The organism is Ruegeria sp. S84, from assembly GCF_056583445.1.
Window position 1 is genome coordinate 2,566,233 of sequence record NZ_CM152618.1, and the last position, 19,057, is coordinate 2,585,289.

The following is a 19,057-nucleotide window of genomic DNA, read 5'->3' on the forward strand; positions in this document are numbered from 1 at the left end:
TCTTTGATCGTTTGTAAGTGAGGCCGTCCACTCAGACATAACCAAAAACGGAGGCACTGATGTCGACAGCAAGTACGGTCGAGCGCGAAATGCTCGCGCTGATCAACCAAGAGCGCACATCCCGCGGTCTTGATCCCCTGGAACTTGAACGCAACCTGAACGAATCTTCCGAGGACCACAGCAGCTGGATGCTGGACACCGACCGGTTCAGCCACACCGGTCAGGGTGGTTCATCCGCGACCCAACGGATGCAAGCCGCAGGGTTCGACCTGTCCGGGAGCTGGCGCACCGGAGAAAACATCGCCTGGCAATCCGAGCGTGGCGCACCCGGTATCAGCGATGATGTCGCCCAGTTGCACCAGAACCTGATGAATAGCCCCGGTCACCGCGCCAACATTCTGAACCCCGATTTCAAATATATCGGCATCGGGATCGAAGAAGGCGACATGCAGGGGTACGACGCTGTCATGGTGACGCAGAACTTTGCGGCGACTCAGGGCGATGTCGATCTTGATAACGGCGGCACCACCCCGCCGGCGACGCCTCCGGTTGAAGAAGTTGTTGAGCCAGAAGAGGAAGAGGTTACCACCCCGACTGAACCAGAAGTGCCGGAAACCGATGTGACCGAGACTGAGGAACCAGTTGACGAAACACCGGTAGCGGAAGTTCCCGATGCCGAAGAACCGGCAGAGGAGACCCCGGAGGAAGACGTCACCGAAACCGAAGAACCATCGGACGAAACACCCGACACCGATGTGACGGAAACCGAGCAACCGGCAGACGAAACGCCAGAAACTGACGTTACCGAGACCGAGGACCCGGTTGAGGAGACTCCGGGAACAGAAGTGACCGAAACTGAAGAGCCGGAAACGCCTGATACCGATGTGACTGAAGTTGAAGACCCGGAACCCGATGTGCCGGATACTGACGTCGTCGAGGTCGAGGAACCCGAAACTCCGGAGACCGACGTCACCGAGGTCGAAGAACCCGAGCCAGAAACACCTGAAGTTGTCGTTGACAATGGTGCACCGGGCGCGGACTGCTTTGACGTTCAGGCTTTCCTTGCCGGAATCGAAGCGTTTGTTGATGCGCTGCAAGCCCAATTTGACCAGTTCGAATGGTCTCCGGTGCAGCAGGCTGACACGACCCCGGAGATGGATGATTTCGATCTGGTGTTCGACACCGACTTCGCTGACGACATGATCGAAACCGTTGAAGCCACAGTCGAAGACATGAATGACGACATGTGCGGCGTGTTTGTTTTCGAAACGAACTGCGGATTTGATTGGGGTTAATCAAACCGTTCAGGTGCGGGGATCCTTTTCCCGCACCACTTTCCTGCCAAATCAATATATCTTAGGCACGTGTAGCTCATCCGGCAAAATGCGCCGTTCGTATTCGGGGTTATAGCGCCGATCCGGCAGATTGACCTTTTCCTGCGGCACATCCTCATAGGGGATCTTGGTCAGCAGGTGCTCGATACAATTGAGCCGTTCGCGTTTCTTGTCGTTGCCTTCAACAATATACCAAGGCGCCTCGGATATGTTGGTGCGAAAGAACATATCCTCTTTGGCCTTGGTGTATGCCTCCCACCGGATGCGGGATTCCAGATCCATCGGTGACAGTTTCCACTGCTTCATCGGATCGTGAATACGCATCAGGAATCGCAATTGCTGTTCTTCGTCTGTAATCGAGAACCAGTATTTCAGCAGGATAATCCCCGACCGCACCAGCATCCGTTCGAATTCAGGAACGTCCTGAAAGAACTGTTCGACCTGATCCTCGTTGGCAAATCCCATCACGCGTTCAACACCAGCGCGGTTGTACCAGGACCGGTCGAAGAACACGATCTCACCGGCCGCAGGCAAATGGGGCACGTAGCGCTGAAAATACCACTGGCTTTGTTCGCGTCGGCTGGGTGCAGGCAAGGCGACCACACGCGCTACACGAGGGTTCAAACGCTGCGTGATCCGCTTGATCACGCCCCCTTTCCCGGCGCTGTCGCGCCCTTCAAATAGAATACAGACCTTGGCCCCTGTATGGACCACCCAATCCTGAACTTTGATAAGTTCAGCCTGCAGCCGCAAAAGGTTGCGAAAATAGACCTTGCGATCCAGCATGTCAGGATGCTGGTCCTTGTAAATCTTGCGCACTTCCATCGAAAGCATGGGTTCGCTGAATTCGATCTCGAAATCTTCGTCCAGCGTGTCTTCCAGTTCAGCTTCCAGCCAATCTTTCGGCGTGCTGTTGTTTTCGTAAGCCAAGGTCTGCTCCTTATCGTTCATCGGGTTCGGACCGTACACGGCCAGTGTAACCACGGAGTGTCAGCGCAAAGTGCCGAGGTCGTACATAAGGTCGGAAACATGGATTTTGGCCCGACCGCACGACAGATACAAGCGGCAGAATTGACGCAAGGCTAACCCCAATAGTTTGTTTCAGACAGGCAAAGCCGTGGTTTTGAACACCGTGCGCAAAGCAAATGAGCTTTGCATCTGCGCCACCCCAGGCAAGCGCGACAGGTATTGCCGATGAATGCGAGCAAAATCCTCGGTATTTTCTGCGACGACCTTTAGAATGTAGTCCGCCGTGCCCGCCATCAAATGGCATTCCAGCACATCCGGAATCCGTGCTACGGCTTTTTCGAACGCCTCCAGCACTTCTTCCGCCTGACCCTGCAACGTGATCTCGACAAACACAGTGGTTGGAACGTTCAACTTCCGTGCATCCAACAGGGCGACGTAGTCCTTGATATAACCCTCGGCCTCAAGTCGCTGCACGCGTCGGTGGCAGGCCGAAGGGGATAGATTCGCCTGTTCGGACAATTCCGAATTTGACATCCGCCCTTTGCGCTGCAGGGCTGCCAGAATCTTCCGATCTGTTGCGTCAATCGTCATTTGCGCACATCCATTGCGTCAAGTTGTCTATACGCTGAATATTTTCCCGCAGATTGTGTGTTTAGCAAGTGGGGTTTCACAAAAATTGCGCCAATTTATGCCCATAATTTAGGCAGTTTATGAATGGAGTCTCACATGAAAATCGGCTGCCCCAAGGAAATCAAACCTCAGGAATTCCGCGTCGGGATGACCCCGAACGCTGCTGGCGAAGCTGTGGCCCGCGGTCACGAAGTCATCATCGAAACCGGTGCCGGGATGGGCTCGGGCTTTGATAACGATGCTTATGTAGCGGCAGGTGCCCGCATCGTCGACACTGCAGAAGAAGTGTTCGCCACGGCTGATATGATCGTCAAGGTCAAGGAGCCTCAGGCGGTCGAGCGTAAAATGCTGCGCGAAGGTCAGTTGCTGTTCACCTATCTGCACCTGGCACCCGATCCAGACCAGACTCACGATCTGCTGGAATCCGGCTGCACCGCGATTGCCTATGAGACCGTGACTGACTCCAATGGCGGCCTGCCGCTGCTGGCGCCGATGTCCGAGGTTGCCGGTCGCTTGGCTCCGCAAGTTGGATCCTGGACTCTGCAAAAGGCCAACGGTGGCCGCGGCGTTCTGATGGGTGGTGTTCCGGGTGTAGGCCCTGCCAAAGTGATCGTCATCGGCGGAGGCGTCGTAGGCACCCACGCAGCGAAGATTGCCGCAGGCATGGGTGCGGATGTGACCGTACTGGACCGTTCGCTGCCGCGTCTCCGCTATCTGGACGATGTGTTCGGCGGAACCTTCAAGAACCAGTATTCAACCGCTGGTGCGACAGCCGAGCTGATCCAGGATGCCGACCTGGTCATCGGTGCGGTCCTGATCCCGGGCGCAGCTGCTCCCAAACTGATCTCGCGCGAACAGCTGTCGACCATGAAGCCCGGCGCGGCTCTGGTAGACGTTGCGATCGATCAGGGCGGCTGTTTTGAAACCTCGAAAGCCACCACCCACGCCAATCCGGTTTACGAAGTTGACGGCATCATGCACTACTGCGTCGCCAACATGCCCGGTGCGGTTGCCCGGACTTCGACCATCGCACTGGGCAACGCAACCATGCCGTTCATGTTATCGCTGGCAAGCAAGGGCTGGAAGCAGGCCTGTAAGGACGACGCACACCTGCTGGCAGGTTTGAACGTCCACGCCGGCAAGCTGACTTACGAAGCGGTGGGCACCGCCCTCAACATCGACTCTGTCGATCCAACAACTCTGTTGAACTAAGAGCGCTCCCGCCTCTGAAAGCGTCCTTTTTCAAAGGACGCTTTACAGACTTGGGCCCAGCGCCGCGCCAATAGCGCGGCGCTGTTGTTTTCTGGACCAAGGGTCGCACAAAAAAGCACCGCGCCTTAGCGCGGTGCCCGGCCCAACCAGAGGAGGGCATTTCAATGCCCGATCGACGGGCGGGAGGCTTACGCCTCTTTGTGAATCTCCACAGAATGCGGATACGGGATGGATACGCCTTTGGCGTCAAACGCTTCTTTGATCGCTTTGGTAAGTTCAAACTTCACATCCCAATAGTCAGCCGCTGCGCACCACAGGCGCGCGGTCAGATCAACCGAACTATCCCCAAGATTTGTCACGCGCACCCAGGGCTCAGGATCAGCCATGATACGATCGTCAGCTTTGGCCACATCCAGGATGATGTTCATAGCCTCATCCGCGCTATCGCCGTAGTCGATGCCAAACACCAGATCGACCCGGCGGGTGTCATGGGCGGAATAGTTGGTGATCACCGAACCCCAAGCCTGACCGTTTGGCACGATGATCTGCACGTTGTCCGGCGTCACCAGCTCGGTCGTGAACAGGTTCAGGTCTTTCACAGTACCCGCTGTGCCACCAATATCGACATATTGGCCCAGCTTATAGGGCCGGAACACCACCAGCATCACGCCCGCGGCCAGATCGCTGAGTGTTCCCTGCAGCGCCAAACCGATGGCCAGGGATGCGGCACCCAGAATGGCCACGATGCTGGTCGCCTCGATTCCGAAAATGCCCAGAACGGCGACAAAGACAATCGCCAGCAGCACCCATTTCACGAGGCTCGCAACGAAATTCCCCAAAGTCGGGTCGATATGTGGCGTGGCGTTGATCCGCCGCCGCACCAGACCGCTAATGGCTCCGGCAACGATCCAACCCAATACCAGAACGATCAACGCTTTGATCGCGCTCATGATCAGCGGACCAAATGCGCCCACCTGTGTTACGACATCTTCCACACGCTTCTCCTTTGCGCCAACAGCAAACCCGCGCCTTTTGGCGCGGGATCGCTGAAAAGTCTGGGCTAATTTTGCGCGCAGGTCTAGGTGCGGGATTTCCGAGTTTTCCCCCTGCTGTTCCCCAGCAAACATCGACTGACCGATCACGCACAGAATTGGACCTTACAAAAGCGCCACAAATTACCAGATTGACCGAGACAGGCGCGATAAAAGGAGCCCATCATGCTGGACACAATCCAATTCCCGATCATGAATAAATGGTCCCCACAGTTCCCCGAGCGGATTCAGCTTTATTCCTTCCCCACACCCAACGGGGTAAAGGCGTCGATCATGCTGGAAGAAACCGGCCTGCCTTACGAGGCACATCGTGTCACACTGGCCGATGCAGATGTCAAAAGCCCGGAGTTTCTTTCTCTGAACCCGAACAACAAGATCCCGGCGATCATTGATCCGAACGGGCCCGACGATGCTCCGTTGGCTTTGTTCGAAAGCGGTGCAATCCTTCTGTACCTCGCTGAAAAGAGCGGTAAGCTGCTGGGTCAGAACAAAAGCGACAAGCACCGGGTCACCCAATGGGTTATGTTTCAGATGGGCGGTATCGGACCAATGTTTGGCCAGCTTGGGTATTTCCACAAATTCGCAGGGGCTGAAATCGAAGACCCCCGCCCGCGCGAACGCTACGTGTCCGAGGCCAAACGCCTGCTGAACGTTCTCGACCGGCAACTGGACGGCCAAGATTGGATCGCCGGAGAATTCTCGATCGCGGATATCGCAATCGCGCCCTGGCTGCGCGGTTTAGATTATTACGGCGTCAAGGATGTCATAGGCTGGGAAAGCTATGGCAACGTTACGCGCTATCTGGATAGGTTCCTGGATCGACCCGCAGTGCAAAGAGGACTGAACATCCCCTCACGGGATTGATACACAAGGCCTGTGCGGCGGGATCCAAATCCGCCGCCACGGGCCATCGGGTTACCCAGGCAGCGCGCCTGTTAGAACGTAGCGCAAGATCTCAACAACTTGCGCGGGTTCTTCAGCGACGGCGAGTGCTGCTGCATCTACTTCTTTCAGCGCGTGCTGATGATCAGCCCCGTGCAGAACAATGATCGACTTGCCCAGTGCTGCCGCATAGCCCGCGTCAAATGCCGCGTTCCACTGCTTGTATTTGTACCCAAAGCGTACAACCACAACATCCGCGTCTGATATGCCCTTGCGGGTCCGGATCGCGTTGACCATGGCACCCTTGTGATCGTGCCAGTACTTGTTCGGCTCGGCCCCCAAGATCGTGACACCGCAATCGTCCGAAGCACCGTGATCGGTGACCGGGCTACTGAACTCAACATCCAACCCATCGGCGCCCGCAATGATCTGCTCGCGCCAATCCGTGTGAATCTCACCGGACAAATAGACCTTCAGCATTTTTCTCTCCTCCCGTGAAAAAGGGGCGCAATGGCCCCTTTATCATTTCAAAAATACTCCCGCCGGAGGCGAAAACCAACTCATCCCCGCAAGACGCCGCCAGTGGCTTTCATCACTTTTTCGACAATCTTGGTGCTGACCGCCTCGATATCCTTTTCCTTCAGGGTCGCGTCCGACGGCTGGAGCCTTACGGTAATGGCCAGAGACTTCTTGCCCTCGCCGACGCTACCGCCAATGAATTCGTCAAAGACGCGCACGTCCTCGATCAGAGCCTTATCAGCACCCGCAGCCGCATTGACCAACGTCAGAGCTTCGATATCCGCATTTACAACAAAGGCGAAATCGCGCTCGACCGCCTGCAGGTCGCGCAATTCCAAGGCAGAACGGGTCGCACCGGATTTACGTGGCATCGGCACCTGATCCGGCCAGATGGTGAACGCCATTGCCGGACCCTTGATATCCAACGCCTGCAACACGCGCGGATGCAATTCACCAAAAACGCCCAGAACCTTTTTGGGGCCCAGACAAATCTTGCCGTGCCGACCCGGGTGCCACCAGGCATCGCCGCCACGAAGGATCTGAACCTTGGCAGGCGCACCAATGGCGGCAAGCACCGCCTCTGCGTCGGCTTTGGCATCAAACAGGTCAACGGGACGGGAAGCACCATGCACGTCCTTGGGACCGCTACGCCCAACCAACAGGCCGGTAATCTGTGTCTGTTGATCCCCCGGCTCACCATCGTGGAACACTGGCCCGACCTCGAACAAGGCCAGATCGGCATAACCCCGCGCCTGATTGCGCGCCGCCGCTTGCAGCAGACCAGGCAGCAGATCAGGGCGCATATGGCTCATCTCGGACGAGATCGGGTTTTCCAACATGGTTGCTGCGTCACCGCCCCCGAACAAGGCTGCCGAGGCCTGATCGATGAAGGTATAAGACACACATTCATTGTACCCCAGCGCTGCACAGGTCCGGCGCGCCATCGACTGGCGACGCTGCGTGGGTGTCATGACCGGTTTGGGGATACCTGCTGTCGTACGCGGCAGCGGAATACCCTGCAACTTGGTCAGAGAAGCGATCCGCGCAACCTCTTCCACCAGATCGGCCTCCCCCATGATATCGGGTCGCCAGCTGGGCACATGCGCCATCTCGCCATCCAGACGAAAGCCCAAACGGGTCAGTGTCTGCCGCTGCTCGCTTTCCGGAATCTCCATCCCGACCAAGGACTGCACGCGCGCCGCGTCCAGTTTGTAGGCCCGCGCGTGGTTCGGCGCTTTGCCCGCCTCGACCACATTCGAGGCTTCACCGCCGCAGATATCCAAGATCATCTGCGTCGCATGCTCCAACCCTTCGCGCGTGTATTCCGGGTCGACGCCGCGCTCGAATCGATACCGCGCGTCCGAGTTTATCTTCAGCGCCCGACCTGTGAGGGCGATCTGTACATGATCCCAGAACGCGCTTTCAAGGAAGACGTTCACAGTCTCCTCGGTACAACCGGTTTCCTCGCCGCCCATGATACCCGCGATAGATTCCGGGCCTTTGTCGTCCGAAATCACCATCATGCCAGGCTGAAGGGAGTATTCTTTTTCATCAAGCGCGACCAGCTTTTCACCACCCTTGGCGCGATGCACCCGCAAATTGCCCTGCACCTTGTCCGCGTCGAACACGTGCAGCGGACGGTTGTGGTCGAAGGTCATATAATTGGTGATATCCACCAGAGCCGAGATCGGACGCAGACCAATCGCTTTCAGTTGATCCTGCAGCCACTGAGGGCTCGGGCCGTTCTTTACGCCACGGATCAGACGCCCGGTGAAATGCGGCGCGCCGTCCAGCGTATCCTCGTCGATCGACACTTTGATCGGGCTTTCGAAATCACCCGGCACCGGAGTGTAATCGCGCACTTTCAGCGTGCCCAACCCGCGCGCTGCCAAATCACGCGCAATACCCGCAACACCCAGCGCATCCGGGCGGTTCGGCGTGATCGCGATCTCGATCATCGGATCAACCTTTGACGGATCGTTCTCAGCCAACCAATCGACAAACTTGTCGCCGACCTCGCCCGAAGGCAGCTCGATAATCCCGTCATGTTCATCCGACAGCTCAAGCTCGCGCTCGGATGCCATCATGCCAAAGCTCTCGACGCCACGGATCTTGCCGACGCTGATGGTGATATCCAGGCCGGGAATATACATACCAGGTTTACAAACCACCACGGTGATGCCTTCGCGCGCATTGGGCGCGCCGCAAATGATCTGCAGATCGCCCTCGTCGGTTTCAACCGTGCAAACGCGCAGCTTATCGGCGTCCGGGTGCTTCTCGGCATGTTTCACATGGCCCAGCGTAAAGCCCGCCAGACGGTCCGCCGGGTTGACGATCTCTTCGACCTCAAGCCCGAGATCGGTCAGCGCTTCGGCAATCTCATCAACCGACGCATCCGTATCGAGGTGGTCTTTCAGCCAGGACAGAGTGAATTTCATTGCAGCGGGCCTTTTTCGGCAAACATTCAGTCGGCACAGGCAATGGCAAAGATTGCGCCAAGGTGCAAGCGCTGCGGCTCACGGATAGGTAGGGGTGCGACCCAAAAGCTCGTCCAGCTGCCAGCCGATCCAGCCGTGGGGAATAAAGTGCCCGCCGGGATGGGTGTCCAGTGTCACCTGCCCTTGCGCGCAATCGGTCCACTCTACCCGGCTGAGCGTCAGGAACGGCTTCACGCTCCAATCCCCGCGCGGGGTCGCGCCGTTGCAGTTGAACTTGGCCTTCCACAGCGCCACCGGATAGGTCGTGTCGCCATCCGGCCCAAAGGGAAAATCCATCACCGTATCGTCCAGCCCATGAACATGACGCACCTCGCGCGGGGCTTCCGGGCAGTCCTCGGTCTGGCGGATCGAGCCCGCTACCGCCAGCAGAGCGGCGATGTCGTTTCCCGACTGGCAGACATAGCGCCACGCCATTGCGCCGCCATAAGAATAGCCCGAGACATAGATACGCTCAGGATCAATGGGATAGCGTTTGGCGACGTCCTCAAGCACGCGATCTGCGAACGGCACGTCTGCGGTATCAGCAGTCCAGAAGTTCCAACTTTTGCCCAGCCCATTCGGAGCCACCAACAGCACATCACGCAGCCTGGTCGCCCCGGCGATGCGCTCATGGTTCACCACCACATCGCCCTGCCGCGCCCAGCCGTGGAAATGCAACAGCACCGGCAGAGGCGTTTCGCCATCCCAACCATCAGGTTCCATCACATGGTACGAGCGGTCGCCGATCTGACAGGCGGTATCGCCGTGGCAGTCAGATTTCCAGGGCCCCATGGCAAAAGCCGGAGTCGCAGTCAGCAGAAGAAAAAGCAGTTGATAGATCATACGCCGGAGCCTAGCGACATGCTCCGCCCTGTCACGTAACTTATTGGTGTAGGGTGGGGTTTCACCCCACCAACCACCCCACGGTGGGGTGAAACCCCACCCTACAACGGATCAAATCACAAAGCCGCGCTGGTCAGAAAACCAAACGGATCACCACCAATTCCAAAATCCGCCCTTCCTTTTGTCTATCAAATCCCGCGTCTTTTCTCTCTGAATTCTGTCGCGAAGCTGAAACGCACCTGGTCGTGCAAACTCCATGCCAGCAACTATCATTCCAGGCAAAAACAGCAGTAAAGATCCAATAAACACAATAAAGATTGCCGCTGAGTCGTTACCCCATACCCAAGAAGTGAGCATGAGAGGCAATACACTGGCGATAAAAAGACCCAAGAACCAAACCAATGGTCTTTTGGAAACTCGCTGCTTCCACCAGTCTTGGCATGCTATCAGACAGCTATCCAACACGCACTCTATCGGCTCAAACCACCATGCAAATTCGGCATATCCAATGCCGCAAACCCATAGTGCCGCAGCCAACGGAGGTCGGAATCAAAGAACGCCCGCAAATCCGGAATGCCATATTTCAGCATCGCCAGACGGTCGATACCGATGCCGAACGCAAAGCCCTGATAGACCTCGGGATCAATCCCACCGGCCGCGATCACCTTGGGGTGGACCATGCCCGAGCCTAGAATCTCCATCCAGTCATCGCCCTCACCGATCTTCAGCTGACCGTTGTCCCACGAACAGCGGATATCGACCTCGGCCGATGGCTCGGTGAAGGGGAAGTGCGAGGCGCGGAAGCGCAGCTCGACGTCGTCGACCTCGAAGAACGCTTTCACGAACTCTTCCAGAACCCATTTCAGGTTCGCCATCGAGATGTCTTTGTCGATGGCCAGCCCCTCGACCTGATGGAACATCGGCGTGTGGGTCTGGTCATAGTCGGCGCGGTAGACACCGCCCGGGCAGATCACGCGGATCGGCGCGCCCTGCAGTTCCATCGAGCGGATCTGCACTGGGGAAGTATGGGTGCGCAGCACATGCGGCGGGCGATTGTCGCCCTCGGCGCGGTGCATGTAGAATGTGTCCATCTCGGCCCGCGCAGGGTGGTGGCCGGGGATGTTCAGAGCGTCAAAGTTGTGCCAGTCGGTCTCGATCCGCGGCCCTTCGGCCACCGAGAAACCCAGTTCGGCAAAGATCGCGGTCAGTTCCTCGGTCGCCTGGCTGACCGGGTGGATCGAGCCCTGACGACGTGCCCGGGTCGGTAGTGTAACGTCGAGCCACTCGGTGCGCAGACGCTCATCCAGCGCGGCGTCGGCAAGCGCGGCCTTTTTGGCAGAAAGCGCCGAGTTGATCTCATCCTTCAGGGCGTTCAGCGCGGGGCCTGCGACCTGACGTTCCTCGGGGGTCATCTTGCCCAGCTCGCGCATCTTCAGCGCGACCTCGCCTTTTTTGCCGACGGCGGCGACGCGGATCGCCTCAAGCGCGTTTTCATCGCCAGCTTCGGCGATTTGGCCCAGATATTTTGCCTTAAGATCGTCCATGACGCCCTCTGAATTTGGTCGCCAACCTGCTATCGGCCCCGCCCCGCGAATGCAAGCGGGACGGTGGGGATCAATAGCTGTATTCGGGATAAATCCGGGTCAGATCGCCATTCCAGTCGCCATTGTAGTGATCCAGCAACTCATCTGCGGGCACCTTGCCCGTATCGATGCTGTCCTTGAGCGCGTTCAGGAAATGCGTTTCGTCCTGCACCAGACCACCCGCACCGGGGCGCGCGCGCGACGCCAGACCGGCCTCGGCGATCGAGACCACTTCGCGCGCCAGATCATGCATGTTGATGTTGCCAACCTGCGCTTGCAGACCATCCTTGGCAGCCTCAACCCGCAGCGCTTCGCGCGTCTCGGCATCCCAGCCTTTGACCAGATCCCAAGCGGCATCCAGCGCAGTTTGGTCATAGGTCAGACCAACCCAGAATGCAGGCAGAGCGCATAGGCGACGCCATGGGCCACCATCGGCACCGCGCATCTCCATGAACTTCTTGATCCGCGCTTCGGGGAATGCCGTGGTCAGGTGATCGGCCCAATCGGACAGAGTCGGCGTCTCGCCGGGCAGTGCAGGCAGTTTGCCCTGCAGGAAGTCGCGGAACGACATGCCCAGCGCGTTGATATACTGGCCGTCGCGATAGACGAAATACATCGGTACATCGAGCGCATATTGTACATAGCGTTCGAACCCGAAGCCTTCTTCGAACACAAAGGGCAGCATGCCCGTCCGTGCATCGTCCAGATGCCGCCAGATATAACTGCGCCAGCTTTTCTGGCCGTTCACCTTGCCCTCGAAAAACGGAGAGTTCGCAAACAGCGCCGTCGCGACCGGCTGAAGGGCCAGCGCGACGCGCAGCTTCTGCACCATGTCGGCCTCGGACCCGAAGTCGATATTGACCTGAACCGTGCAGGTGCGCCGCATCATGGCACGGCCCATGGTGCCGACTTTCTCCATATAATCGTTCATCAGCCGGTAACGGCCTTTGGGCATCAACGGCATCTCTTCATGGGTCCAGATCGGGGCTGCGCCCAGACCAATAAAGCCTACACCGATCTCATCGGCGATATCCTTCACTTCACGCAGGTGAGTGTTCACCTCATCACACGTTTCATGAATTGTCTCGAGCGGAGCGCCGGACAGTTCCAACGCACCGCCTGGTTCCAGGCTGACGTTCGCGCCGTCCTTCTCAAGCCCGATTAAATGTCCAGCTTCACGCACTTCAGCCCAGCCATGGCGGTCTCGCAGACCTTCCAGCACGGCCACAATCGACCGTTTGCCTTCAAACGGCAGTGGTTTCAGAGTGTCTTTGCAATAGCCGAACTTTTCGTGCTCGGTTCCGATGCGCCAATCTTCCTTGGGCTTGCAGCCCGATTCCAGATATTCGGCCAGTTGCTCATGGCGTTCGATCGGTCCGCCGCCGGACTGGGGGATGGACATGTGACCCGTGCTCCGATCCTGATGTGTCTGTCTTGGCGGTCAGTCCTGAGCGCAAACCGCGCCAGTGTCAATGCAGCCTAAGGTGCGCAGGCCGTGACGGCGTGCGTTCCCAGATCACCACCGGATGTGCCGCACGACCGTTGAGTTCCGACAGCATTTGCTCGGTTTTAAGCCCCGGAAGTGCTGAGAACACATCAAACAGTGCCTCGGCCCCTTCGGCGTTCACCGGAATGTGAAGGGTCGGCTGCCCTGGCTGATCCAAAACCCAATGCGCAGGTTGCGAGGTCGGATCCAACGCCAACCGCTCGATTTCGCGGGCTGCAACGATGCCGCCGTCGAGCGGGCCCAGATAGGTGATCTGGCCTTCATCAATAGTCACCACACCCGGTCCTCCCGCACCATTGCGAAAGCGCGCGCGTTGCACTCCGATCACCGCCAGTGCCATCGAGACGACGATCAGCAGCCACCCCAACCACGCCAGCAATCCGCCGGGGCCGCTGATCCAGCTGAGGCCGAGGATCAGAACAAACCCTGCAACCAGCACTTCGCGCCAGCGCCACAGGGCCAGTTTGGCTTCGGGTCGAAAGAAACTCATGCCACGTCCTCCGGGTTTTTGAACAGGATCAGCGAGTATTGACCCGCAGGCTGGAACCCAATGGATATATAGGCACGCGCTGCCGCATCGGAAGCCGCAAAGAGGACAGCCCTGGAAACTCCCGCATCGCGCGCCTCAACCAGATGCAGGGCAACAGCCAAACGCGCATAGCTCCGCCCTCGTAAATCTGGTGGCGTGTAGACACCGCCGATCTGCACCACATCAGGCAGGCGGGCGTTGAAGCCGGTCATGCTGACCGGTTGGCCATTATGTAGCAAAACTCGATGCGAATCCCGCTCGATATAGGTCTTGATATCCTTCCTAGCCTGCGTCTGTGCACGCAAAGGATCAAAATCCATGGCTTCGATGAGGTAGCTTTCTCGCCAGTCTTCAAGGACCGAACGATCGACATCAGTAAGCGGCATGAGATCTGCCCCACTGAAAACCGGTATTTGGAGTCGATCCAGCGCCAGGGAAAACCCCGGCTCATCGCTGTTCAGGGTCGCGGGTCGCCCTTCCCAACCTGCCAACCGGATTATCCGACGAGCCTGCGTTGCCTCAGCCGCGATGCCGAACAGGGCCCGGCCTCGAATAAGGTCAATCGCTGCGGCAAGTTCGGTATCCGAACAGTCGGGACATTGCAGCAGGATCATGCCTTCATTTGTTATGGCAAAGACCGCACGCAACGGGCTGCCAAGCGTCCATGCATTCAACGACCGGGGATGCGTACCGCACAGGCCAAAATCCCGTAGATTGGCCAAAGGGAACATCGATGTTTGGATATGTTGGGACAAAAACGAGTCGATCCTGGACAGGTCCGTTTCCTGCGCCAATTGCCACGTCACGTCCAATCTCCCAACGCTTGCTGCCACATTGTCATCGCCGCAACGGCTGCTGTATCGGCGCGCAGGATACGTGGGCCGAGGCTGACCACATGGGTAAATGGCAGCTCTGCCAACCGTTTGCGTTCGGGCTCGGAAAACCCACCCTCGGGGCCGATCAGGATCGCCCACGGCTTGCCTTTCTCATTCTCCGCCAAGCGCAGGGCCGAGCCGGCTTCTGCCTCGTCACAGAACATCAATTGGCGATCATCGGGCCACGCGCCCAGGATACGATCCAATCGCTGGAGGTCAGCGACCTCAGGCACAAAAGTGCCGCCACATTGTTCGGCCGCCTCAATTGCGTGGGCCTGCAAGCGATCCTGCCGAATGCGCTCGGAGTTGGTGAATTCGGTCTGCACCGGCATGATCCGTGCGGCCCCCATTTCAGCTGCTTTTTCAACGATGAAATCGGTCCGCGCCTTCTTGATCGGTGCAAAGAGAAGCCACAGATCGGGCGGTAATTGCAGAGGTTTCGATTGCTCCACGCACGACAGAATTCCGCCTCGTTTACTTGCTTCTGCTACCTCTGCCTGCCACTCGCCATCGCTGCCATTGAATAGCGCGACCTGCCCCCCAACCGACAGGCGCATGACACCGAACAGATAATGCGCCTGCTCGCGCGTCAAAGGAACCGATTGCCCCGGACCCAAAGGGTGCTCTACATACAGTCTGATCTTCGCATTCATGAGACCCTACATATGCAAGGCAATGCCCCAACACCAGACGGTCAGGTCGCCGATGCCGTAACCGGCAATTGGGTAGACACCCACGCCCCCGCCTTTGCCCGCCCTTACTTGCGGCTCAGCCGCGCAGACCGACCCATCGGCACATGGCTTCTGCTGATTCCCTGCTGGTGGGGTCTGGCCTTGGCCATCCTGAGCGACGGCGCACCACGATGGGAGGATCTTTGGATCGCAGTTGGTTGTGCCATTGGTGCGTTTTTGATGCGCGGCGCGGGCTGTACGTGGAATGACATTACTGATCGTGAGTTTGACGGGAAGGTCGAGCGTACAAGGTCGCGCCCGATTCCCTCGGGTCAGGTGAGTGTCCGTCAGGCTGCATTCTGGATGGTGCTGCAATGTCTGTTGGCCCTGGCCATCCTTCTGACCTTCAACCGGGCCGCGATTGCGATGGGGGTTCTGTCTTTGCTGCCTGTTACCATCTATCCCTATGCGAAACGTTTTACGTGGTGGCCGCAGATTTTTCTAGGGCTGGCCTTCAACTGGGGCGCATTGCTAGCCTGGGCAGCACATACCGGCACCGTAGGCTGGCCTGCGATCATGCTTTATCTGTCAGGAATCGCCTGGACTTTGTTCTACGACACGATCTACGCCCATCAGGATGCCGAGGATGACGAGCTGATCGGCATCAAGTCCACCGCACGGCTGTTTGGCACCGATACCGCCCGTTGGCTCAAGTATTTTCTGATTGGAACCGTCAGTCTAATGGCCTTTGCAATTATCGACGCGGCTTTGCCCGGGACATCGGTTCTTGCTTTGGCGGTCGCCCTTGGCGGGCCTTGGGCGATGGGGTGGCATCTGGCCTGGCAATTGCGGGGGCTGGACACGGAGGACAACGCCAAATTGCTGCAGCTTTTCCGGGCCAATCGCGACACCGGCTTGATTCCGCTGATCTTCCTCTGCGTCGCCCTTTTCCTCTGATTGCACCTCTGTGCTGCGCTCTGTATGAGTCCCGGAACCAACCGCCCGAGGAGTCTCGATTTCGCCCATGCGTCTGCCTTACGCCCTAGCTGTTGCGTTGATTTTCGCGGTGTCCGCCGTGCTATCGCTGGTGGTCGCTGGATTTGCGGTCAGCAACATCGAAGACGCCTCGGAACTGGCCGTGCGAAAGGCCTTGAACTTGCAGGGGCATGATTGGGCCGAAGTCGAATCCGACGGCCTGCGTGTCGTTCTGACCGGCACGGCCCCGACTGAGGCGACCCGATTCAACGCCCTGATCGCTGCGGGCACCGAGGTCGACACCTCGCGCGTCATTGACGAGATGGAGGTTGCTCCCACCGCCGATCTGACACCGCCCCGCTTTTCTACCGAGATCTTGCGCAATGACAGTGGAATTTCGATTATCGGGCTAGTACCTGCGGCTCTGGATCGCGATGATCTGGTAGACAGGCTGCAACGCCTTGATCGGGACGCGTCAGTTTCGGACCTGATGGAAAGTGCCGACTATCCCAAGCCAGACGGTTGGGATCAGGCAATCGACTATGCGATCGAAGCGCTCTCGGATTTGCCACGGGCCAAGATATCTGCCAGCCCAGGGTTGGTGCGTATCACGGCCATTGCCGATAGCCAGCAAGAGAAAGACCAGCTGGAACAAGACCTGAGCCGCGCCGCGCCACCAGGTCTGCGAATCGGCCTTTCGATTTCGGCACCTCGCCCGGTAATCACACCATTCACGCTGCGCTATCTGATAGATGAGGATGGCGGGCAGTTTGATGCGTGCTCGGCCCAGGATGAAGTTGCGCGCGACATCATCGTCGCTGCAGCACAAGAGGCCGGATTAACCGGCCCCTATTCCTGCACCATTGGGCTAGGCGTACCGTCTCCGCGTTGGGCGAATGCAGCGCAGCTCAGCATTCGTGCGCTATCCGAACTTGGTCAGGGTTCAGTTACTCTGTCGGATGCAGATATCACTCTAGTTGCCACACAAGGGACTAACCCTTTGGAGTTCGACCGCATCGTGGGAGAGCTCGAAAATACGCTGCCCGAGGTCTTCGCCTTGCATGCAATTCTTCCCGAACCCGAACCGGATGACCCGACTGGGCCTATTGAATTCGTCGCAACACGTAGCCCTGAGGGTTTGGTTCAACTGCGTGGCCGTCTGAGTGACGAAACGCTGCGTGAAATGACCGACAGCTTTGCACGTGCCGCCTTTGGATCATTGCAGGTGCACACAGCCACCCGGATTGCACCGGACCTGCCCGCGGATTGGCCCATACGCGTCTTGGCCGGGCTGGAGGCACTGTCGCAACTGCACAATGGCGCCCTGACCGTTACGCCGGACAATGTAGCGCTGTCGGGCATCAGCCATGATCCCGACGCCAAGGCCCGGATCGCCGGCATGCTGTCGGACAAGCTGGGCGAAGCGCAGGATTACACCCTGTCAATCACCTATCAGGAGCCGCCCGCACCCGCCGACGCACCGCCCGACCCCGAGGTCTGCGAAGAGCAGCTGGCCGAGGTTCAGGCCGCCAGCAAGATTGCGTTCGAACCGGGATCAGCCACCGTCGCAGCAGACTCGCGCGATGCCCTGAACCAGATCGCGGACATCCTGCGTGAATGTGGCCCCATCCGGTTGGAGATTCAGGGCCATACCGACAGTCAGGGCCGTGAAGAGATGAACCAGCAGCTCAGCCAGTCGCGCGCGCAGTCGATCCTGAACGAATTGCGCGGACGGCGCGTGCCGACCTCAAGCTTTTCTGCGGTCGGGTATGGCGAGACGCAGCCCATCGCCGATAACGAAACCGAAGAAGGCCGCGAAGAGAACCGCCGCATCGAGTTTCGCCTGATCCGTCCTGAACCCGTGGCCAACACCCTGACCGGGCTTGAGGCGATGGAAGCCGAGGCCGAATCTGAGGCCGAAATCGAGACACCTGAAACCGACGCACCGGATGCAGGCTCAGAGGACCAGTAAGTTGAACAGAACAGAATTCATCATCGCCACAGCCATCATCCTGTTCGCAGCTTTCTGCATGGGTTGGTTCGCCAACTGGCTGGCCCATCGGCTGTCCCGTGTTCGCCAAAGCGACGTGGCCGATCTTGACCGCATGAGTCAGGAACTGCACGAGGCCGAAGAAACACGCGATCAGGCAATCACATATCTTCAGCAGCGCGAGGCAGAGCTGACCAACCAGCTGACTCAAACCGAAGCCGAGTTGAATGCCGCAATGGAAGGGCTGCGCGCGGCGCGGCAGGAAGCCGAAGAGATGCGCGGGCGGATCAACAACGCAGATTAGGCACCCTACTTCCTACCAGCGAGTCAGCGCGTCTTCATCCTCGTCCTTGGCAGCCACCCAATCCGCTCCGGACGTGGTGATTTCCTTCTTCCAGAATGGCGCGCGAGACTTGAGGTAATCCATCAGATATTCCGCCGCCTCAAACGCATCTTTGCGGTGTGGTGCAGCGGTGGCGACCATCATGATACGGTCACCCGGAGCAAGCCTTCCGTGGCGGTGGATCACCAGAACGTTGCCCAGTGACCAACGGGCTTGCGCCTCTTCCGCGATCTTGGTTAGGGCGCGTTCGGTCATGCCAGGATAGTGCTCGATCTCCATCACATCCAGATCGCCCGAAGCCAGATCGCGCACAACGCCTGTGAAGGTCACGATGGCCCCGTTGGTATCGTCCCCGGCGGCAAAAGCGTTGGCTTCGGCCCCCAGATCGAACGGGGCCTCCTGTACGACGATCCGCATTCTAGCCACCCGTCATGGGCGGAAAGAACGCAACCTCGCGCACACCGGTCAGCGGGGCGTCAAAATCCGAAAGCTCTTGGTCCAGCGCCACGCGCAAGGCCGACAGATCGGCAAAGGCAGCAGCATAGCGATCCTCACGCGCGCTCAGTTCCGCGACCAAATCGCTGACTGTTGCGGCCTCAGTTTCAATCTTCTCTTTCGGCAGGCCGATGCGTTCGCGCACCCAAGCGAAATACAGCACGTTCATCG

19 protein-coding genes are annotated in these 19,057 nt (G+C 58.4%); 6 read left to right on the top strand and 13 right to left on the bottom strand.

Going from position 1 to position 19,057, the window contains the following annotated elements; translation table 11 throughout:
* Window positions 1-59: 59 nt before the first annotated feature.
* Window positions 60-1,295 (top strand): CAP domain-containing protein, encoded by a 1,236-nt coding sequence (locus AC1DFB_RS12910; protein ID WP_480921399.1) that lies wholly within the window; start codon window positions 60-62, stop codon window positions 1,293-1,295.
* A 51-nt stretch (window positions 1,296-1,346) separates the two neighbouring features.
* Here the strand turns inward: AC1DFB_RS12910 and ppk2 are convergent, their stop codons facing one another.
* Window positions 1,347-2,285 carry a polyphosphate kinase 2 gene (gene ppk2, locus AC1DFB_RS12915; RefSeq protein WP_170395648.1) on the bottom strand — a complete coding sequence of 313 codons (939 nt, stop codon included), beginning with the start codon at window positions 2,283-2,285 and terminating at the stop codon, window positions 1,347-1,349.
* Window positions 2,286-2,435: 150 nt separating this feature from the next.
* Window positions 2,436-2,894 (bottom strand): Lrp/AsnC family transcriptional regulator, encoded by a 459-nt coding sequence (locus AC1DFB_RS12920; RefSeq protein ID WP_170395646.1) that lies wholly within the window; start codon window positions 2,892-2,894, stop codon window positions 2,436-2,438.
* Between the two features lie 135 nt (window positions 2,895-3,029).
* On the opposite strand from AC1DFB_RS12920, the gene ald reads away from it, so the two are divergent.
* Window positions 3,030-4,145, top strand: a complete 1,116-nt coding sequence (ald, locus tag AC1DFB_RS12925; protein WP_170566190.1) for an alanine dehydrogenase — start codon at window positions 3,030-3,032, stop codon at window positions 4,143-4,145.
* A 188-nt stretch (window positions 4,146-4,333) separates the two neighbouring features.
* Here the strand turns inward: ald and AC1DFB_RS12930 are convergent, their stop codons facing one another.
* Complete coding sequence (locus AC1DFB_RS12930; protein ID WP_170423629.1) at window positions 4,334-5,140, bottom strand: mechanosensitive ion channel family protein; 807 nt, start codon at window positions 5,138-5,140, stop codon at window positions 4,334-4,336.
* A 222-nt stretch (window positions 5,141-5,362) separates the two neighbouring features.
* Between AC1DFB_RS12930 and AC1DFB_RS12935 the strand changes: the two genes are divergently transcribed.
* On the top strand, window positions 5,363-6,061 hold the full coding sequence (locus AC1DFB_RS12935; RefSeq protein WP_170408399.1) for a glutathione S-transferase N-terminal domain-containing protein: 699 nt from the start codon (window positions 5,363-5,365) through the stop codon (window positions 6,059-6,061).
* Window positions 6,062-6,112: 51 nt separating this feature from the next.
* On the opposite strand, the gene AC1DFB_RS12940 is transcribed toward AC1DFB_RS12935, so the two are convergent.
* The 8 genes from AC1DFB_RS12940 to AC1DFB_RS12975 all read right to left on the bottom strand — a co-directional run bounded on the left by AC1DFB_RS12940 (window position 6,113) and on the right by AC1DFB_RS12975 (window position 15,065).
* On the bottom strand, window positions 6,113-6,559 hold the full coding sequence (locus AC1DFB_RS12940; protein WP_480921400.1) for a YtoQ family protein: 447 nt from the start codon (window positions 6,557-6,559) through the stop codon (window positions 6,113-6,115).
* 80 nt (window positions 6,560-6,639) lie between these two features.
* Window positions 6,640-9,036 (bottom strand): phenylalanine--tRNA ligase subunit beta, encoded by a 2,397-nt coding sequence (pheT, locus tag AC1DFB_RS12945; protein ID WP_170513793.1) that lies wholly within the window; start codon window positions 9,034-9,036, stop codon window positions 6,640-6,642.
* 78 nt (window positions 9,037-9,114) lie between these two features.
* Complete coding sequence (locus tag AC1DFB_RS12950; RefSeq protein ID WP_480921401.1) at window positions 9,115-9,918, bottom strand: CE1 family esterase; 804 nt, start codon at window positions 9,916-9,918, stop codon at window positions 9,115-9,117.
* 470 nt (window positions 9,919-10,388) lie between these two features.
* Window positions 10,389-11,462 (bottom strand): phenylalanine--tRNA ligase subunit alpha, encoded by a 1,074-nt coding sequence (pheS, locus tag AC1DFB_RS12955; RefSeq protein WP_010443591.1) that lies wholly within the window; start codon window positions 11,460-11,462, stop codon window positions 10,389-10,391.
* A 70-nt stretch (window positions 11,463-11,532) separates the two neighbouring features.
* Complete coding sequence (locus AC1DFB_RS12960; protein ID WP_170408403.1) at window positions 11,533-12,903, bottom strand: glutamate--cysteine ligase; 1,371 nt, start codon at window positions 12,901-12,903, stop codon at window positions 11,533-11,535.
* A gap of 67 nt (window positions 12,904-12,970) precedes the next feature.
* Window positions 12,971-13,498, bottom strand: coding sequence for a hypothetical protein (locus AC1DFB_RS12965; protein ID WP_170408404.1), 528 nt, complete (start codon window positions 13,496-13,498; stop codon window positions 12,971-12,973).
* Entirely contained in the window at window positions 13,495-14,343 is an 849-nt protein-coding gene (locus AC1DFB_RS12970) for a GNAT family N-acetyltransferase (RefSeq protein ID WP_480921402.1), read from the bottom strand. Before AC1DFB_RS12970 ends, AC1DFB_RS12965 begins: the two co-directional genes overlap by 4 nt.
* Window positions 14,340-15,065, bottom strand: coding sequence for a 16S rRNA (uracil(1498)-N(3))-methyltransferase (locus AC1DFB_RS12975; protein WP_480921403.1), 726 nt, complete (start codon window positions 15,063-15,065; stop codon window positions 14,340-14,342). The genes AC1DFB_RS12970 and AC1DFB_RS12975 overlap by 4 nt, the downstream gene beginning before the upstream one ends.
* A gap of 12 nt (window positions 15,066-15,077) precedes the next feature.
* Here AC1DFB_RS12975 and ubiA point away from each other — a divergent pair, with 12 nt between their 5' ends.
* The 3 genes from ubiA to AC1DFB_RS12990 all read left to right on the top strand — a co-directional run bounded on the left by ubiA (window position 15,078) and on the right by AC1DFB_RS12990 (window position 18,352).
* A complete protein-coding gene (gene ubiA / locus AC1DFB_RS12980; protein ID WP_170423611.1) occupies window positions 15,078-16,040 on the top strand; it encodes a 4-hydroxybenzoate octaprenyltransferase in 963 nt (320 codons plus the stop codon).
* 67 nt (window positions 16,041-16,107) lie between these two features.
* The gene (locus AC1DFB_RS12985) at window positions 16,108-18,030 is read left to right on the top strand and encodes an OmpA family protein (RefSeq protein WP_480921404.1); all 1,923 of its coding nucleotides are present in this window, start codon (window positions 16,108-16,110) and stop codon (window positions 18,028-18,030) included.
* A 1-nt stretch (window position 18,031) separates the two neighbouring features.
* On the top strand, window positions 18,032-18,352 hold the full coding sequence (locus AC1DFB_RS12990; protein ID WP_170395619.1) for a hypothetical protein: 321 nt from the start codon (window positions 18,032-18,034) through the stop codon (window positions 18,350-18,352).
* A 12-nt stretch (window positions 18,353-18,364) separates the two neighbouring features.
* On the opposite strand, the gene AC1DFB_RS12995 is transcribed toward AC1DFB_RS12990, so the two are convergent.
* Both AC1DFB_RS12995 and moaD read right to left on the bottom strand, forming a co-directional pair.
* Window positions 18,365-18,808: a molybdopterin synthase catalytic subunit gene (locus AC1DFB_RS12995; RefSeq protein WP_170802319.1), complete on the bottom strand. Its 444-nt coding sequence runs from the start codon at window positions 18,806-18,808 to the stop codon at window positions 18,365-18,367.
* A 1-nt stretch (window position 18,809) separates the two neighbouring features.
* Window positions 18,810-19,055: a molybdopterin converting factor subunit 1 gene (moaD, locus tag AC1DFB_RS13000; protein WP_170395615.1), complete on the bottom strand. Its 246-nt coding sequence runs from the start codon at window positions 19,053-19,055 to the stop codon at window positions 18,810-18,812.
* Between the last annotated feature and the right edge of the window lie 2 nt (window positions 19,056-19,057).

Excerpts from the sequence above, each read along its gene's own strand:
- pheS (WP_010443591.1), bottom strand. The coding sequence starts at position 11,462 with ATGGACGATCTTAAGGCAAAATATCTGGGCCAAATCGCCGAAGCTGGC.
- AC1DFB_RS12920 (WP_170395646.1), bottom strand. The coding sequence starts at position 2,894 with ATGACGATTGACGCAACAGATCGGAAGATTCTGGCAGCCCTGCAGCGC.
- AC1DFB_RS12935 (WP_170408399.1), top strand. The coding sequence starts at position 5,363 with ATGCTGGACACAATCCAATTCCCGATCATGAATAAATGGTCCCCACAG.
- AC1DFB_RS12910 (WP_480921399.1), top strand. The coding sequence starts at position 60 with ATGTCGACAGCAAGTACGGTCGAGCGCGAAATGCTCGCGCTGATCAAC.
- pheT (WP_170513793.1), bottom strand. The coding sequence starts at position 9,036 with ATGAAATTCACTCTGTCCTGGCTGAAAGACCACCTCGATACGGATGCG.
- AC1DFB_RS12950 (WP_480921401.1), bottom strand. The coding sequence starts at position 9,918 with ATGATCTATCAACTGCTTTTTCTTCTGCTGACTGCGACTCCGGCTTTT.
- AC1DFB_RS12940 (WP_480921400.1), bottom strand. The coding sequence starts at position 6,559 with ATGCTGAAGGTCTATTTGTCCGGTGAGATTCACACGGATTGGCGCGAG.
- ald (WP_170566190.1), top strand. The coding sequence starts at position 3,030 with ATGAAAATCGGCTGCCCCAAGGAAATCAAACCTCAGGAATTCCGCGTC.
- AC1DFB_RS12965 (WP_170408404.1), bottom strand. The coding sequence starts at position 13,498 with ATGAGTTTCTTTCGACCCGAAGCCAAACTGGCCCTGTGGCGCTGGCGC.
- AC1DFB_RS12960 (WP_170408403.1), bottom strand. The coding sequence starts at position 12,903 with ATGTCCATCCCCCAGTCCGGCGGCGGACCGATCGAACGCCATGAGCAA.
- moaD (WP_170395615.1), bottom strand. The coding sequence starts at position 19,055 with ATGAACGTGCTGTATTTCGCTTGGGTGCGCGAACGCATCGGCCTGCCG.
- AC1DFB_RS12975 (WP_480921403.1), bottom strand. The coding sequence starts at position 15,065 with ATGAATGCGAAGATCAGACTGTATGTAGAGCACCCTTTGGGTCCGGGG.
- AC1DFB_RS12985 (WP_480921404.1), top strand. The coding sequence starts at position 16,108 with ATGCGTCTGCCTTACGCCCTAGCTGTTGCGTTGATTTTCGCGGTGTCC.
- ubiA (WP_170423611.1), top strand. The coding sequence starts at position 15,078 with ATGCAAGGCAATGCCCCAACACCAGACGGTCAGGTCGCCGATGCCGTA.
- AC1DFB_RS12995 (WP_170802319.1), bottom strand. The coding sequence starts at position 18,808 with ATGCGGATCGTCGTACAGGAGGCCCCGTTCGATCTGGGGGCCGAAGCC.
- ppk2 (WP_170395648.1), bottom strand. The coding sequence starts at position 2,285 with ATGAACGATAAGGAGCAGACCTTGGCTTACGAAAACAACAGCACGCCG.